Origin of the sequence: Chitinophaga sp. CF418, assembly GCF_900142925.1 — a bacterium.
Classification (GTDB): Bacteria; Bacteroidota; Bacteroidia; order Chitinophagales; family Chitinophagaceae; genus Chitinophaga.
The window spans coordinates 257490-274157 of sequence record NZ_FRCN01000006.1 but is presented as its reverse complement, the minus strand read 5'-3'; the positions used below and the strand labels follow the sequence as shown (position 1 = coordinate 274157).

The 16668-nt window shown below is 46.8% G+C and carries 11 protein-coding genes; 4 read left to right on the top strand and 7 right to left on the bottom strand.

Annotated features, from left to right (window positions below):
* Positions 1 to 9: 9 nt before the first annotated feature.
* Complete coding sequence (locus F3I09_RS15225; protein ID WP_149695893.1) at positions 10 to 1431, bottom strand: TolC family protein; 1422 nt, start codon at positions 1429 to 1431, stop codon at positions 10 to 12.
* Between the two features lie 72 nt (positions 1432 to 1503).
* Positions 1504 to 1884: a hypothetical protein gene (locus F3I09_RS15220; protein ID WP_149695892.1), complete on the bottom strand. Its 381-nt coding sequence runs from the start codon at positions 1882 to 1884 to the stop codon at positions 1504 to 1506.
* 129 nt (positions 1885 to 2013) lie between these two features.
* Here F3I09_RS15220 and F3I09_RS15215 point away from each other — a divergent pair, with 129 nt between their 5' ends.
* Positions 2014 to 2709 carry a LytTR family DNA-binding domain-containing protein gene (locus F3I09_RS15215; protein ID WP_149695891.1) on the top strand — a complete coding sequence of 232 codons (696 nt, stop codon included), beginning with the start codon at positions 2014 to 2016 and terminating at the stop codon, positions 2707 to 2709.
* A gap of 603 nt (positions 2710 to 3312) precedes the next feature.
* On the opposite strand, the gene F3I09_RS15210 is transcribed toward F3I09_RS15215, so the two are convergent.
* Positions 3313 to 5544 (bottom strand): transferrin receptor-like dimerization domain-containing protein, encoded by a 2232-nt coding sequence (locus F3I09_RS15210; RefSeq protein WP_149695890.1) that lies wholly within the window; start codon positions 5542 to 5544, stop codon positions 3313 to 3315.
* 268 nt (positions 5545 to 5812) lie between these two features.
* On the opposite strand from F3I09_RS15210, the gene F3I09_RS15205 reads away from it, so the two are divergent.
* From F3I09_RS15205 to F3I09_RS15195, 3 genes are all read left to right on the top strand, one after another.
* Positions 5813 to 6019: a hypothetical protein gene (locus F3I09_RS15205; protein WP_149695889.1), complete on the top strand. Its 207-nt coding sequence runs from the start codon at positions 5813 to 5815 to the stop codon at positions 6017 to 6019.
* Positions 6020 to 6513: 494 nt separating this feature from the next.
* Positions 6514 to 8745 (top strand): ATP-binding protein, encoded by a 2232-nt coding sequence (locus F3I09_RS15200; protein WP_149695888.1) that lies wholly within the window; start codon positions 6514 to 6516, stop codon positions 8743 to 8745.
* 134 nt (positions 8746 to 8879) lie between these two features.
* On the top strand, positions 8880 to 9062 hold the full coding sequence (locus F3I09_RS15195) for a hypothetical protein (protein WP_149695887.1): 183 nt from the start codon (positions 8880 to 8882) through the stop codon (positions 9060 to 9062).
* A gap of 241 nt (positions 9063 to 9303) precedes the next feature.
* Here the strand turns inward: F3I09_RS15195 and F3I09_RS15190 are convergent, their stop codons facing one another.
* The 4 genes from F3I09_RS15190 to F3I09_RS15175 form a co-directional block, all read right to left on the bottom strand.
* On the bottom strand, positions 9304 to 9783 hold the full coding sequence (locus F3I09_RS15190) for a nucleoside deaminase (protein WP_149695886.1): 480 nt from the start codon (positions 9781 to 9783) through the stop codon (positions 9304 to 9306).
* Positions 9784 to 9916: 133 nt separating this feature from the next.
* Complete coding sequence (clpB, locus tag F3I09_RS15185) at positions 9917 to 12541, bottom strand: ATP-dependent chaperone ClpB (RefSeq protein ID WP_149695885.1); 2625 nt, start codon at positions 12539 to 12541, stop codon at positions 9917 to 9919.
* Between the two features lie 153 nt (positions 12542 to 12694).
* Positions 12695 to 14614 carry a DUF3857 domain-containing protein gene (locus F3I09_RS15180; protein ID WP_188133821.1) on the bottom strand — a complete coding sequence of 640 codons (1920 nt, stop codon included), beginning with the start codon at positions 14612 to 14614 and terminating at the stop codon, positions 12695 to 12697.
* 14 nt (positions 14615 to 14628) lie between these two features.
* On the bottom strand, positions 14629 to 16650 hold the full coding sequence (locus F3I09_RS15175) for a DUF3858 domain-containing protein (RefSeq protein ID WP_149695883.1): 2022 nt from the start codon (positions 16648 to 16650) through the stop codon (positions 14629 to 14631).
* Positions 16651 to 16668 lie beyond the last annotated feature (18 nt).

Here is a 16668-nt window from a genome sequence, read left to right as displayed (position 1 = left end):
ATTTTGCTATTACTGCTTGCGGGCAACCTCCAGCTGCTGCACCAGTTCCTGAATATTGTTAGCTGTAAATGCCTGTGTGAAAAGGGCCTGCCACGCAACATTACGTGTCTGTATAAGGTCTGTTTCCGCCCTGTTCAGCAGGTATAAGGCATTGGCCACCTCAATGATGTTGGTCAGCCCGCCTTTATACAATGCCATCTTCTGCAAGGCAGCCGCTCTTGCTGCATTTAACTGTGCAGGCATTTCCCGGAGCTTGTCAAGCGAGGTATGAATATTCAACCGGGCCTGTTGCAATTGGTTATCCAGTATCGTCTGCGTAGTCTCCAGCTGCTCAGCAGCAGCTTTGGTACGCAAGTGCTGTTCCCTCACTTTATCCCGTGTATGTCCTATGTCAGCAAGGTTATACGTCAGCGCCAGTCCTGCCAAGTAATTATAGCGGCTGTAGCCCATGCCACTCCACAGGTTTTTATTATAGATATCATTGAACTGACCACTGGAGCCACGCATCCATCCTGAAGCCAGCAGTGATATTTTAGGCAGCGCCGCCTTACGGATCACCTGCTCATGTCGTTGCTGTTGCAACATAAGTCCATTATAATACTGCAATACAGGGTGCTCTTTCGCCACTGATGTGGTATCATTCAATTCTGTCAGCAACGACAGCAGACCATTGTTGTAGAGCGTATCCGGTTGAATGGCGCTGGTATCAAGCCCTGTCAAAATACCCAGGTGCAGCCGTACACTATTGTAATTGTTTTGTATATCGAGATAGTTCAGTCTTGCTTTGGACAATTCTGCAGCGGCTACCGAGCTGTCTACACCAGGTTTCAGACCATGCAGCACAATAGCCGTTACGGCTCTTTGTACAGATCGCGTGCGGTCTATATTGTCTTCCTGGATCTTCATTAGTGAATGGTATTGTAGTAAACCCAGGTAATCCCGTACCACAGCCACCAGAAGATCATTGGCACTAATATCTGCATCGAGGCTCAATACCTTCTGCTGTTGAATTGCTTCTTCTTTCTGCGTACGGTAAGCACCGAAATTGTACACCTCCCACTGTACCTGCGCCAACGCGATATTGCCACTCATCACGTCGCTGCGGTTAGCTCCCCGGATACCGCCCGATGTGGAAGGAATCGTACTTAAAGGAAAATAAGAACCATAGATACCATTGTCTGTTCCGGCAGTCGCCTCTTCGACCAGCTTTACAGAAGGCCACCAGTTATGGCTGATATCTGTTGTATGGGCAATACCTGCCCGCGATAATGTTTGCTTTGCTTTTAACGAAGGATAATGTTGAAGGGTCAGGGTAATAGCATGTTGCAGGGACAAGTCCCCTCCGTGCGACTGTGCACATACACAGTGGGAAACGCCAGTCACCAGGCATAGTATTATCACCCACAACCCTGCAGCAGTTTTTTTATTCATAACTACAGATGTTGAGTTACCATAGACACCCGTCTACGGCATTAATGAAGGATAATGAGAAAGAATGGAAAATCAGGCCAAAGGAGGGCCACGCCAGTCGCTCAGGGTGACGGCAACACTAATATAGGACGCTTTATAACCGCCGTAAACAGGAGGAATATAAACGAAGAATGTTTTAATACGGATACTGGGCACAAACAGACATAGCTCATGATAATCGTTCAATGCCCTGGTACGATGATTATATTTTCGGGAACTGCTCTTAAACCAATATGTATCGCAAGCGTCATTTGATACCCGCACCTGGTCATCATCAGCATGTGATATAACACTGATGCTACCTGCATGTATGACGGTCTGTGGTCCGGAAGAAATAAATGGGGATCCATCCCTTAGCAGAAGCAGGGAAAAGACGCATGAAAGAAAAAGTAAAAGCCCTCTGAGCTGTTTCAAGTTGAAACCCATTTATACACATGCAAGATATTTAAACAAATTTATAATACATAACCCACTCCGCAGGTTTTAAGCGAATTATAATGTCTGTTCCGGCATCCCGGTACAGAGCTTGCGTATATTTGCGGTATGAACTGCCTGATTATTGACGATAACAAACTGGCGCGCACCGCAATGAAGCAACTGGCCAGTCATGTGGATCAGCTGCGTGTAGCTGGCGAATGCTCCAGTGCATTGGAAGCTTATAATATCCTGCAGAAGGAAAAGATCGATCTGTTACTGCTGGACATTGAAATGCCCGGTATGAATGGTATTGAACTGACACGTAACATCGGGAAAAAAGGCCCTATCATCATCTTTACCACTGCCAAAAAAGACTACGCAGTGGAGGCCTTTGAACTGCATGTAGCAGATTATCTGATCAAACCTGTTACTCCTTCCCGCTTCCTGCAGGCTATAGAAAGGGCAAAAGAGGTGCAACAGGCTACCTCCCATGAAGTGCACGATACCGACAATGAGTTTGTCTTTATCAGGGATAGCGGTATACTGAAGCGCATCAAGCTGGATGATATCCTCTACCTGGAAGCAATGGGCGACTATGTAAAACTGCATACTTCCCAGAAATTCCACGCCGTTCACTCCACTTTAAAAGCGATAGAAGAACGATTGCCCGAAACGAAGTTCATGCGCGTTCACCGTTCTTACATCGTAGCGCTGGACAAGATCGATGCCATACAGGATGGTGCTATCGTCATCTCAAAGAATGCCGTACCTGTGGCTGATGCTTATCGCGCTGCCCTCAACAGTCGCTTGAACTTATTATAACTTCTCTAGTCACACAAAACTGGCCGTAACAAGCAGATTTACAGATATCTTGCCGATATCTATGATCCCAAACGCCAGATATAGGCACAGTCGGTTTTTTCTCCGGACAAACTTGCCCGCAATACACGGTAATTACTCGCTTAGATAACGCTTAGATAACGCTAATCTTACGTTCATGAACGTAGCATGAACGTAAGATTAGCGTTATCTAAGCGTTATCTAAGCGAGATATGTCTTAGTACAGAAAAACTTTACAGTTTTATTGTAGCCGTTCAGAATTGACTTTACAGGTGATTGTAAGAAATGCCCTTCTCCCCATTACAGTGAGAGGCGATATCTTCTAAGAGGGAGAGCGGAAGTAGCAGCGGTTTCAGATGGGAATGGCGGGCCTTCGGCTCTCGGGTGACACGACCGATATTGCTCAATCTATATTCAGAATCCTATTCGATTGACAACGCTCAAACGCCTTCCGGAGAGGCGCCGACCGCCATCCCATACTGAAACCGAAGCTACTTAGCGTGAATATTTAATAAACAGCAACAGCACAGAAAAACTTTACAGTTTTATTGTAGCCGTTCAGAATTGACTTTACAAAGCTTTACCTTACTTCAATCCCGCTGCAGTCTGTTGCAGATAAGCCGCCAAGCGGTTCACAGCTGCTGCTGCAATAGCGATCTGTTCCTCTGCTTCCTGCCATCTTCTCTGTTCTATTGCCTCCCTGATACCTGGTAACGTCTTCACACCATAACCGATATAAAACCCAGGAGCATACACAGTATGTTTATACCAGGCCCGGTTCGGCAATCCTTTATCATACAGCAGTTGTTGTTCTGCCTGATAAAGCGCCTTATTCAAGCTATCTGCTTTTGCCGGAGAAACAGGCGCTTTGGCTCTCGCCTCCTGCAATTGCTGGGAGGCTTTGTCCAATGCCACCAGTGCGTTCTGCAGTTTGGAAAAGTCAATGTAAGGCACTTCCGCTTTTACCGCCGGCGCTTTGATAGGTTTGCTGGCATCAGCCGCCAGCTGGTAAGCATTATTGTTGATGATCTGGTTTTCCACAGCGGTGGATTCTCTCATCTGTTCGGCCAGCGAGATCAGTTCTGTAGCATATCCGTTGATGGTTTTGGAAAGACTACGGAAGTCAAATGGCAATACATCAGCATCCGCCAGTCTCAGCGCCGCATGGCCGCCAAATTTGGACAATGCCACTCCATACTCAAAATCGGGATCTTTAAAGCGGGAATAATTTTCATACGTATCATAGATAGAATGGTATTCCCCGCCAGCGCCTTCACCACCAAAACCGATATTCAGAGAAGGGACGCCCAGATGCTGAAGAAAAGAAGAATAATCAGACCCTGAACCCAGTGCACTGATAGTCAGTTCTTTCTTTGCCAGCAGGTCCTTTTTAGCCTTTATGGTAGCCGCCGATACAATATCAGCCGCCTGCTTTCTTTCAAAGACAGTCACTTTGGTCTGTGGATCGGTGATCCCCTTTGCAATCTCTCCTGCAAAAGGTTCCAGCGCATGTGAACCACCTATACCCAGGAAACCACGGCTATTGCCGTCTGAATTAATATAAGCTACTGCCTTCTGCTGTAACTCAGCGGCATGCGTTTCCACCCATTCGGTAGAGCCGAGCAACCCCGGCTCCTCACCATCCCAGGCAGCATATACCAGCGTCCTTTTGGGTTTATAACCTTTCTTAGCTAATATGCCGATGGCTTTCGCCTCTTCCAGCAGGGCTGCCAGTCCGCTGACAGGGTCAGCAGCGCCATATACCCAGGCATCATGGTGATTACCTCTGATCACCCACTGGTCAGGCAGCTGACTTCCTTTCATAAAAGCGATTACGTTATAGGCAGGCACCGTCTTCCAGTCAAATTCTAGCTTCAAATGCACTTTCGCCTTGCCCGGACCAATATGATAAGTGAAAGGCAGGGCGCCCCTCCAGCCTTCCGGCGCCACCGGACCTTCCAGTGCTGCCAGTAAGGGAGCTGCATCATGATAGCTGATCGGTAACACCGGTATCTTCAGTAGGTTGGTGGCCTCAGCCCGCTCCAACCTTTTCGCATTTTCCGTCGCGCCTACGCCCGGAGTGAGTGGATCGCCGGGATAGATCACCATATCCATAATAGAGCCTCTTTGCACCCCGTATTCGCTTTTATAGGGCCCCTGCGGATATACATCCCCCTGGTAGTAACCATCATCTTTGGGATCGGAATAGATAAGCGTACCGATAGCGCCATGTTCCTGCGCTACTTTCGGCTTGATACCCCTCCAGGAACGGCCATACTTAGCGATCACGATCTTACCCTGAACACTGATCCCCAGCCTTTCGAGGTATTCGTAGTCCTCGGGCAGACCATAATTGACAAACACCAGTTCGCCGGTCACGTCACCGTCGGCGCTCCAGGCATTGTAAGTAGATAGTTCATCTGGCTGACCAGTACTGGGATCTTCTTTGAGAGCAGGCTCTTTGAGTACCGCCTTATAATTCTCCGGATAGCTGGCCTCCAGCACCCTGGTTTTGGGCGTAGGAAAAAGTACCTGGTAGGTTTCTATCCTGGCATCCCAACCGTAGCTTTTGAACTGCTGCAGGATATTCTCTGCCACCCACTTGTCTCTGGGCATACCGAGATAGTGTTGCTGCGCCGACAGCGTCCTGATGTTATTCCCAATAGCAGCCGCGTTCAGCTCCTTGTCGAAGTTAGCTTCGAGTTGCTGTTGTTGTTGGGCATGCTCACCGTTGAAACCACTCAGTTTCTGCTGGGCATAAGTGCCTTGCAGCGTTAGAATGAGGGCAATACCGGAAGTGATCTTCTTTGAATTCATGCAAAAAGAGGGTTTATATTGGTTGACATTTAATGTCTGTTGATGGCGGTGGCAAACAAATATAATATATCCCACCGACAGTTGTTCCTTTTCCACCGACGGCTGATGCCTGTTAAACAATTTACCCTGATCCACCCCTCATATGCCATGTATCTTTGGTTCAACAAAACAATAAAGCAGTTGAACAAAGCAACTGACCAATAAAGAAGAAATAATAGAAAAAATAATCGGTCAAACGAATTAATCATCAAATAAAAAAATAGAAGTCATGAAAAAGTTAGGAACTCTGATGGCTGCTGCTCTGATCTTTGCAGGTACCGCCACTTTCGCTGCTGCTCCTGTACATACAGCTAAAGCAGCAACTGCCAAAACCACAACTGTTAATGCTAAACAGCAGGAAAAACCTAAAGCGGCAACCGCCCCGCATGCTCACAAAGCTCACAAGAAACATCATGCAAAGAAAGCTGCTAAATAAGCAGTAAGATCAGCAGATTATGCGGTTCAGGAGGTTCTGAAAGAAAACATAATATCGAAAAAACAAGCAGAATACAAAACGGACAGAACAAACACAAAGAACCGACTGAATGCATAAAACCTGAAGAGCCATGAAGAGCATGTGGATGACTGGCTTATCTAAATAAGATTTGGGTTTATCAACAATGAATGACGGGTGACGAATAACTAGTATTCGTGATTCGTCATTCGTATTGCCAGGCAGTGGGAACGAATGTATTGCTTTAGGTATCAGAAAATATCCGGTTGGCCGGCGGATTAACTGTTGAAACGTAACTGATGTACTAAAGATTACAACTTAAAATTATCTGAAGCATCAAACAATATCTCAGGTGCCCACCAATAAGCAGCGGATGCTGGCTGCCGTCAAACAGTCCCATCAAACAACTACCTGATAAAAACCAGGAGACATAACAAAATACATTCGTAATTTTAAATCAAATATTCTCAGAAAAAATGCAGCCGAAGCTGATCAAATATTACCTACTAGGACTGTTCATACTGGGGCTGGTACTATTCATCGTGCTGCAATTTAACTCAGCCCAGAATATACGCAAACTCATCACCGGCAACGAAAAACTGCTCGACGAACTAAACGTCAAAAACGAACTGCAAAAGTTACAAACCAGTATAGCCAGAACCGATAGCAAGGTACGCGGCGCAGTGATCTCCCAGGATACACTGAATATCACCGGCATAGAAGCCGAAGTTGCCCTCATCAAAGCCGACCTGCAGGAAATTAATAAACTCGTAAGCAACGATAGCACCGAGAAATTGCTGACCCAGCTAAATTATCTCGTAGAAGAAAAGAACCAGTTGAACATTGCCACACTCGACACCTTCTACACCAAAGGTAAATGGTCCGCAGAGAAAATCATCAACGCGCAGAAAGGTAAACGCCTGGGCGATGCTATCAATGTGATCCTTCATGCCCTCGACAGCACCCGGCAGACGGAAGTGAATCACACCACGCACATGATCGACACCAGCGGGCAAAAAGCCCTGAACTGGGGCACGGTCATGCTGTTCTTCGCCTGCCTCTCCAGCCTGTTGTCCTTTCTATATATCACCAGCAGGATCTACAAACAGGAACACCTGATCGAGGCACTCGACAAATCGCGCCAGAAGGAAAAGAAGCTGACAGTTGTCAAAGATCAGTTCCTGGCCAATATGAGCCATGAAATAAGAACTCCCATGAACGCGGTACTGGGCTTCACTCACCTGCTGCAACAGCAACCCATGAATGAAAAGTCCAGAGAATATGTAGCCGCTATACAGCATGCCGGAGAGAATCTGCTGGAAATCATCAACGATATACTCGACATCTCTAAAATAGAATCAGGCATGATGCGGCTGGAACCCGTGTCCTTCAGTTTACGCGGTATGCTGCATTCCCTGGAACTGATGTTCCAGCCCAAAGCCCTGGAAAAGAAACTGGAATTATCCTTCAATATAGACACTCATGTCCCTGACATCCTCTACGGAGATGTTATGCGCCTGACACAGGTGCTGGTCAACCTGGTGAATAATGCGATCAAATTTACCCACCAGGGTAAAGTGCAGATAAAGGTAAACCGGGTAGTCGCAGAGACCGGGGTAAGACTATTGTTCACCGTCAGTGATACCGGCATTGGCATCTCGCCCGACAAGCTGCCCGCTATCTTCGACCGGTTTAACCAGGCAGAAGCAGACATCACCCGCAAATTCGGCGGAACAGGCCTGGGGCTGACCATTGTAAGACAACTGGTGGAATTACAACATGGCAGTATTTCCGTTGAAAGCGAACCGGGCAAGGGCAGCATATTTAAAGTGGAACTGCCTTACACATTAGGAGAGCTCTTGTCTGACAGCGGGGAGAACTATAACTATTCCCACGACAACTTTGCCCTGCCGCAACAACCTGATATACGCCTGCTGGTGGCAGAGGATAACAAAATGAATCAGAACCTGTTGAAGCATCTGCTGGGTAACCGGCAGCTGCATTATCAATTGGTGAATAACGGGCAGGAAGCATTATCCGCCCTGTCCAGGCAGCATTTTGACCTGGTGCTGATGGATCTTCAGATGCCGGAGATGGACGGCTATACGGCTACTAAAAAGATACGGGAGGAATTGCAATCCAATATTCCTATTATCGCCATGACTGCCCATGCGATGTCGGGAGAAAAGGAGAAATGCCTCCAGGCAGGAATGAATGAATATCTGGCGAAGCCCATACGGGAGGGAGAGCTATATCGTATGATACAGGTCTTTACAGGCAAGAGCAGTACACCGGAACTATATGCGCGTCATAACGGGTATACAGCCTTTAGCAATGGCAGCAGCAATGGACAGACTGTTGAACAGGAAACACCGATGATACAACTGGAATATCTGCAACAGCTATCTATGGGAGATAAAGCATTCGAACAGAATATGCTGCAGCAGTTCGTTACACAGTTACCGGAAGATCTTGGCCAGCTTAAAAATGCGATCGATGAGGGATCGGTAACAGCTATACGTAGTACCGCCCACAATATAAAAACCACTATTTCTTTTATAGGATTGGAAACCAGGTTGTACCCGCTGCTCGAGACACTTGAAAAGTTGGATAATACCTATGATGCGGACTTTGTAACAGAACAATACAACACCCTTAAAGAATTGTGTATAAAGGCTTTAGAAGAAACCCTGAGATTGCTCTTATAACCCGGCCTTCGTTTTTTCCTTTTTCAACGACAGTTAATCCCTGTTCACCGAAACCGCAAATTTGGCCCCTATTGCAGTTGTATCTTTACATAGCAATTAGAAATAATTCATCTCTCAATTAAAAATTATTACTCATGAACATCAAGAAAAGTCTTATTGTAGCTGCAGTATTTATGAGCGTTAGTGCTGTAGTTTTCGCACAGACACCTGCACAGAAACCTGTTAAGAAAGAAAAAGCAAAAACAGAAAAACCTGCTGCGGACACAGCTAAAGCTGCTCACAAAATGCACAAAAAAGCTGCTCCTAAAGCTCAGTAGTCTTTATGCGCAACGAAGAGATTCTAAAGGGACTGGCCTGTGGGTCAGTCTCTTTTTTGTTTGTCAGGGAAATAGTCTGGCAGATTATATCTGCATAAAAAAATCATTCACGTCAATCGGCTCCGGAGAAGCCGTGGGTTTGTAGCGTGGGGTGCAACCCGGGGATGACGTAATACGATGACGGAACCGATGCCGTCTGTAATAATGCACAGGGTATTTACCATCCGGAAACGCTAAAACATCAATACAAGGTCTTATCCCCCTTTATCTGCCAATCCCTGAACACATCTAAAGCAGCTTCAGACGGAAAAGCAATAAAAGGGATCTTTTTCAGGTCATGAGGCACTCCGATCTCCTGGTAAATGAATGAGTCGTCAAAATCGATTGCTGCAGCATCCTCTTTGGTATTGGCAAAATAAACGCGTTGGGGTCTGGCCCAGTAAATGGCACCCAGGCACATAGGACAAGGTTCACAGGAAGTATAGATCTCACAGTCATGCAGCTGGAAAGTACCTAAATGGGTACAGGCATCCCGGATAGCCATCACCTCAGCATGGGCAGTAGGGTCGTTATGAGACAGCACCTGGTTCCAGCCCCGGCCAACAATCTCCTCTCCCCTCACTACAATGGCCCCGAAGGGACCACCTTCTCCATTCTCCATTCCCTGACGGGAAAGATCCACTGCCATCTGCATAAACCGTTTTTCTCTTTCTCCGATCATAATATTGCTTTGTTCTCAAAAGTACGCAAAAATGACGCGCCTCCCTTACAGCATAAAAAAACCCGGATAAAGAATTATCCGGGTATTCGTAACTGTATATCGTCGTATTTGAATATAATGTATTGCTATGCGATTATGCATTCACGGTATGATGGTTATTATTGTTCCTTATTACTACAACTCCGTCAAACACATCTATCAATACCGGTTTGCTTTTATCAATATCCCCTGCCAGGATCTTTTTACTCAGCAGGTTAATGATCTCTTTCTGTATCAACCGTTTCAGCGGTCTTGCCCCGAATTGCGGGTCATAACCCTGGGTGGCGAGATACTCCATCGCATAGTCTGAGAATTCCAATATCATGCCATTTTGTGCAACCAGGTCCTTCAGCTGCTGTAACTGAATGTTAATTATTCCCTTAATTTCATTACGCAGTAATGGCTGGAACATAATTACCTCGTCTATACGGTTCAGGAACTCCGGCCGGATGGTCTGTCTCAGAAGATTCATCACTTCGGCCTTGGTAGCATCCACCACATCCTCACGGTTCTTTTCATTTATCTTTTCAAAATTCTCCTGGATGATCTGGCTACCCATGTTGCTGGTCATGATGATAATGGTGTTCTTAAAGTTCACCACACGCCCTTTATTGTCTGTCAGGCGTCCATCGTCCAGTACCTGTAACAGGATGTTAAAAGTATCCGGATGCGCCTTTTCTATCTCATCCAGCAACACAACGGAATAAGGCTTACGCCTTACTGCTTCTGTCAGCTGTCCGCCTTCATCATACCCCACATATCCGGGAGGTGCACCTATCAAACGGCTCACAGCATGTTTTTCCTGGTATTCACTCATGTCAATACGCGTCATCATGGAATCGTCGTCAAACAGGTATTCTGCCAGCGCTTTCGCCAGTTCCGTTTTACCTACACCGGTGGTACCCAGGAATATGAAGGAACCGATAGGACGTTTAGGGTCCTGTAAACCGGCCCTGCTTCTGCGGATAGCATCAGATACTGCGATGATCGCCTCTTCCTGTCCTACTACTCTCTTATGCAGCTCATCCTCCAGGCGAAGCAGTTTATCCCTTTCACTCTGCAGCATTCTGGACACCGGGATACCGGTTGCCTTAGCAACGTTTTCCGCAATGTCTTCCGCGTCTACTTCTTCTTTCAACAGCCTTTTGTGATCGGAGGATATAGTGTTCAGTTCCGCCGTGTAACGGGTTATCAGTTCTTCCTGCTCTTTTACCTTTCCGTAGCGGATCTCTGCTACCCTGCCATACTCCCCGTTACGCTCGGCCTGTTCAGCTTCCAGTTTCAGGTTTTCTATGGCAGCTTTGGCATTCTGCAGTTTATCTACGATCTCCTTCTCTGCCTGCCATTTTGCTTTAAATGTGCTGCGTTGTTCGCCCAGTCTGGCTATCTCCTCATTCAGCTCACGCAATTTATCTTCGTCATTCTCACGTTTGATCGCTTCCCTTTCAATTTCCAGTTGCCTGATACGGCGTTCCAGTTCGTCCAGTTCCTCCGGCATGGAGTTCATTTCCAGGCGGAGTTTAGCCGCGCTTTCATCTATCAGGTCAATAGCCTTATCGGGCAGGAAACGGTCGGTAATGTAGCGGTTTGACAATTCTACCGCCGCAATGATCGCTTCATCTTTTATCAGTACATGGTGATGGCTTTCGTAACGCTCCTTCAGACCGCGGAGGATGGATATAGCGTCTTCCACGTTAGGCTCGTCTACCATTACCTTCTGGAAACGGCGTTCCAGTGCTTTATCTTTCTCAAAATATTTCTGGTATTCATTCAGGGTAGTAGCACCGATGGCACGAAGCTCACCACGCGCCAACGCAGGCTTCAGGATATTGGCAGCGTCCATTGCTCCTTCCATAGCGCCCGCACCTACCAGGGTATGGATCTCGTCTATGAAGAGGATCAGTTGCCCGTCACTTTCAGTTACTTCCTTGATCACTGATTTCAGTCTTTCTTCGAATTCACCCCTGTACTTTGCACCTGCCATTAATGCACCCATGTCCAGCGCATAAATGGTTTTGGTCCTCAGGTTCTCAGGAACATCCCCGTTGATGATACGATGCGCCAGTCCTTCCACGATAGCCGTCTTACCTACACCGGGTTCACCCACCAGGATAGGGTTGTTTTTGGAACGGCGGGAAAGAATATGCAGGGTTCTGCGGATCTCCTCATCACGGCCGATCACCGGGTCCAGTTTACCGGCCCTTGCCAGCTCATTGAGGTTCTTGGCATACTTCTGCAAGGAATTGTACTGGGTGTCAGCTGTTTGGGAGTTTACCGTGCTACCCTTGCGTAATTCGAGGATAGCAGCCTTTAACCCTTTTTCCGTTACACCCGCATCTTTTAGCAGCTTTGCGGTATCATCACTACCGCCGAGTAAACCCAGTAGCAGGTGTTCTACACTAACAAATTCATCTTTGAATTCCTTGATGCTGGCGCCAGCTCTCAGCATGGCATTGTTGGCATCGCGGCTTAATACCTGTCCGCCTTCCCCTCCGGAAACGCGGGCGTATTTCTTTATTTGTTCATCCAGTCTTGTAGACAGGAAGTTGGTATTTACATTATTCTTCTTTAACAGATAGTCTATAGCACTCTCCTGGTCATCCAGCAATGCCTTCAACAGATGCCCGGTCTCAATGGCCTGTTGCTGTCCATTAAAGGCTAATTGCTGCGCCTGTTGCAGTATCTCCTGTGATTTAATTGTGAAATTATTCAGATTCATAACAGTTAGTTTTCTCCTTTTAACGTTATCTAAAAAACGTCTTTAAGAGAACAACAAAACCTGCTCCAAGGTTAACAGAGGGGGCAATTTGGCAGAAATACCGGTACCGGACTGCTCTTTTTACAGCATTTCCGGTACCGGACTGCAATTATTTCACTTTTTGACCAGCACCATCCTGGCCCTGTCGGCTTTATACATGCCATTATAGAACTTCTCCAGTTCCGGATAGGCAGAGGCCGGGTAAGATCCTCCCTTATGATCTATGGAACGGATATAGGTGATCACGTTGCCGTCTACTGCTACCTTCGAAGAGTAGGTGCCAAAGATGCTTTGTAATGTTACCGGTTGGGGCACTGCCTCCGGCGTATACCCTTCGGGAATGGTAATCTTTACAGTATCCACATCCCGGTAGGCATCATTCAGGTATATATCCGATCTGCGGGCTGTATCCGATGTTAGTCGTCTGCCGGTTTTAGTCAGCAGATTCGGTTCCAGGAACATACGTTTGCCCGTAACGGTAGCATAGTTATGGGCAGCAATCTCCAGGTGTTCATCAATGGCAGGCAGGGACTCTTTCAATTGCCTGCACTCATAGCTATTAACGTCATAGCTGGAGAAGTAACCCGCCTGTTTCAGACGTTCCAGGATCTTCTCCCTGGTCAGCACGTTCAGCCTCGCACTCGGGTCATCCTGTTGCAGACCTGTATAACGTGTATCCGCCTTTAGCGCCATGTCCCCTGTTGCTGCAATAGTGGCACTAATGTGGCGTATCTGTTGATTCTGTTCCATAGTGTACACCGGGGTGTGGACCAGCCTACTCCCTGTTTCATCCACAAACAGTACAGGCCTGTCCGCAGTAAAACTACCCAGGTATCCTACAGGCTGAAAACTACTCGTACATTCCAGCCATGTGCTGTCTTTAGTGCCAGGCACACAAACAATTACATGGTTAAAACGGGTGGAAGGAAAGCCCGCCTCTGTCACATCTTTAGCGTCTTCACCTGCATACACAAGTACACAGGAGGCTTTTACTCCCGCTTCCTTCAGCAGGGCACACATGTAATTGGAGAGTGCTTTACAGTCCCCATACCCCTTGGTAGCCACATAATTGGCATCAAAGGTCTGCCATCCGCCTATCCCCAGCTGGACACTGATATACCTTGTATGTTGCTGCAAATAAGTATAAAGCTTTGAGATCTTTTCCTCCCGGCTCAGGCCATCTGTCAGCTGATGTACCGTTTGTTTCACGCCATCGGGTAGCTGATCCCTTCCCTGGTTCAATATGTACGAAAAATGGCCGAACTCCTCCCAGGTGTTCATAGACCCTTTATACTGCTGCATTTCAAAAACAGCAGGCGCCAGCAGGACAGTCGTTGTACGTTTGTACCATCTTGGTGCATAGGGCTCGTCCGGCCGGGCGGCCATGTTCTTTACCTCCCATGTATAGGTATTGTCACCACCATCATTGGTCACCAACGGTTCTCCCTTATAATTGAAGTTCCGGTAACGTACCAAGTAATCCTTCGGAGCTGTTACTACCAGCTTGCTCTGCTGCACGGCATAAGACTCCGCTTCCTGCGGCACCCAGTAAGGCAGGTAAAAGGAGTGATTGTATTTTACTTCAATTTCGTACTCCACTGTATGCGGATATACGTTGTAGTAGAACGCATGCTGTTTATACCTGTCATCCGTCATCAGCGATTCACTGCCTACACCGCTCATATCCTGTATATCGCTCTGTTTCAGTTTTTTGATAGGCATCCCCAGGGCATCATACAGGGTACCTTTAATAGAGCGGAGATCTTTCAGTTTGTCGTACGATTCCGTCACTCTTGCATACTTCTCTCCTTCCGCATCCAGGACGGTGATTACAAAGTGGGTAGTCACCCTTACATCCCGGGGATCATTGATCTTAACGATCACCTCCTCCATCCGTTTCACCACATGTGCATTTTTCTTCAGTGAATCGGGGATCATAAATGCCGGATACACCGGGTCGCCTGCAAATACAGGCGTAAGGAAGAACAGGAAGCATACGCAGCAACAGATACTGTATGCATACTTCTTTAGCATGTAGGTTAGCATGTTTAGCTTTTTCTTTTGAGGACGATTTGTTCGGATTGTTTCTTTACGATCATATCAAAGAAATCACGCAGGGAATTATATTCATCCGGCGCAAACACAGCCCTGCTCAGTTTTATTCTTGAACGGAATTGGATAGAATTTTCACTTTGCTGGATGAGATACTGGAACACCCCTTCATTCTCATTGAATTTCACCATGGCAGACTTGGGGATTTCCTCTACTACATATCCGTCAGGGATAGTCAGATTAAGTGTATAGGTTTCATCCATCACACAGGGCATTTCAACAGGGTATCTGCGTTCCTGCGAACGGAAAGGATTCTTACGCATTGCCTCTGTAAATAAAGGATTGATATAGAGCATACCTGCATCATCTGCTTTCATCTCAAAATCGTACTTCATTTTCAATACTTCTTCATTGTCATCCAGGTTCTCCAGTTCCACACCGCTGATAACTGTTTCAGTTGCAAAGTCTTTTTCTCTTCCTTTAAAATAAGCATCCTTGCCCTTATCCTTTATGGAAGAACGGATCATGCAGGATTCAAAATAGGTGGGATATTGCTGCATGCTTCCTTTAAGGCTGCCCCCTTCTCCACCCATCAGCATCACAAAAGTACTCTTCTGTTCCAGCAGGTCGTCCGGGTTGAAATATACGGGCACTGATTCCGGAGTCAACATTCTTGCGTGACCGTTATAGCAGGCCATATCCACCCTGCCAAACCCCAGGTAAGGCCGGGAAGCATCCAGGAAGTATGTCAGTGTGTCCACTGTAATAGCGGCCATCGTATAGTTAAAACGGGATTTAAGCGGGTACAGCTCATGGGTAAAGCCATGATTACGCGTACTGAGCACCACGGGATCCGCATTCAGCCTTGCACGGCGTAACATAGCTATCAGCAGCAGGTTGATGTCTGCTTCACTACCGTTATGAGAAGTGAAAACCGATTTTAATGGTTTGGTGAGATATAAGCCGTAATGATCCGTGCAGGTAAAGTTATTCCTCACATAGTTATAGATGCGGCGCGCTTTGGCGGTATCATCTTTCAGGCCATCAGTCAGTTGGTCCACTACATCTCCCAGGTAGCCGTTATTCCTGCTCAGGTCTGCACCGAAATCCTCATCTTTGTTCAGTTCTTCAGAGAATTTCTGCCAGTTACCCAGTATTGGTTTTATAGGCGACTCAGGATATTTGATCGCAGACAACTGGAATTCTATCCTGGTAATATGGTTCCTCAGGGAGGTAGTATAGCTTTCTTCCTTCAGGGCCGGAATATCCTTGGCTGTCCATACGTTTTTTACCGTATTGGCGGTAAAACTGCCATGCTGGGAAGCGCCGGTAGGGCCATTTGATTCATAGGTCACGTTATAGGTCTGCCTGTCAACAGTTGTCTTTACAGCCAGCAGGCTATTGATATCCTGCTTCAGGAAAACGTAGTCATATATCTCAGGAATAGTAACACTGTACTCACTGAGCAGACAGGGATATTCGTCCTGGAAATTCCAGGGTTGCAGGTTAAAGTAGAAAGGAGAAGTTACCGAATAGGTATACTCGATGATCGTTCCCTCTTTTACCCCGGGAACGGTAAACTTCTTTAGAATGTGGTTCTTGTCAAACTTATCGGTGAAGACGCTTTTACTCTCCATTTTTGTTTCCACCACCTGTCCGTTTTCCAGGTTGTAGGCAACTGCCTTGAGGTTAATCAGCTTTTCTTCCGACTGGCCGGAGATATAAAGAGGGATATTTTCGGTAGCAACGTCGTAACCGTTCTTATCCACCACCTTTATTCTCTTAAATCGCTTATAAGTCAGTTCAAAATGGTCTCTCTCCACCTGGAACTCCGAAGAACCTATGTCCGCGAGAATAACCGCATGCGCTGATGTATCTTTTTCGAATGATGTCGGAGTAAAATCCTCCGCACTGATCTTCCCAAATCTGACCTTGTCCCTGGTCTGGGAAAATGTTGTAAGTGTAAACAAGCAAGCCGCTACGAGCTGCAGGGGGAACACAATAGATCTGCTACGCATACAGGATATAAGGATTAT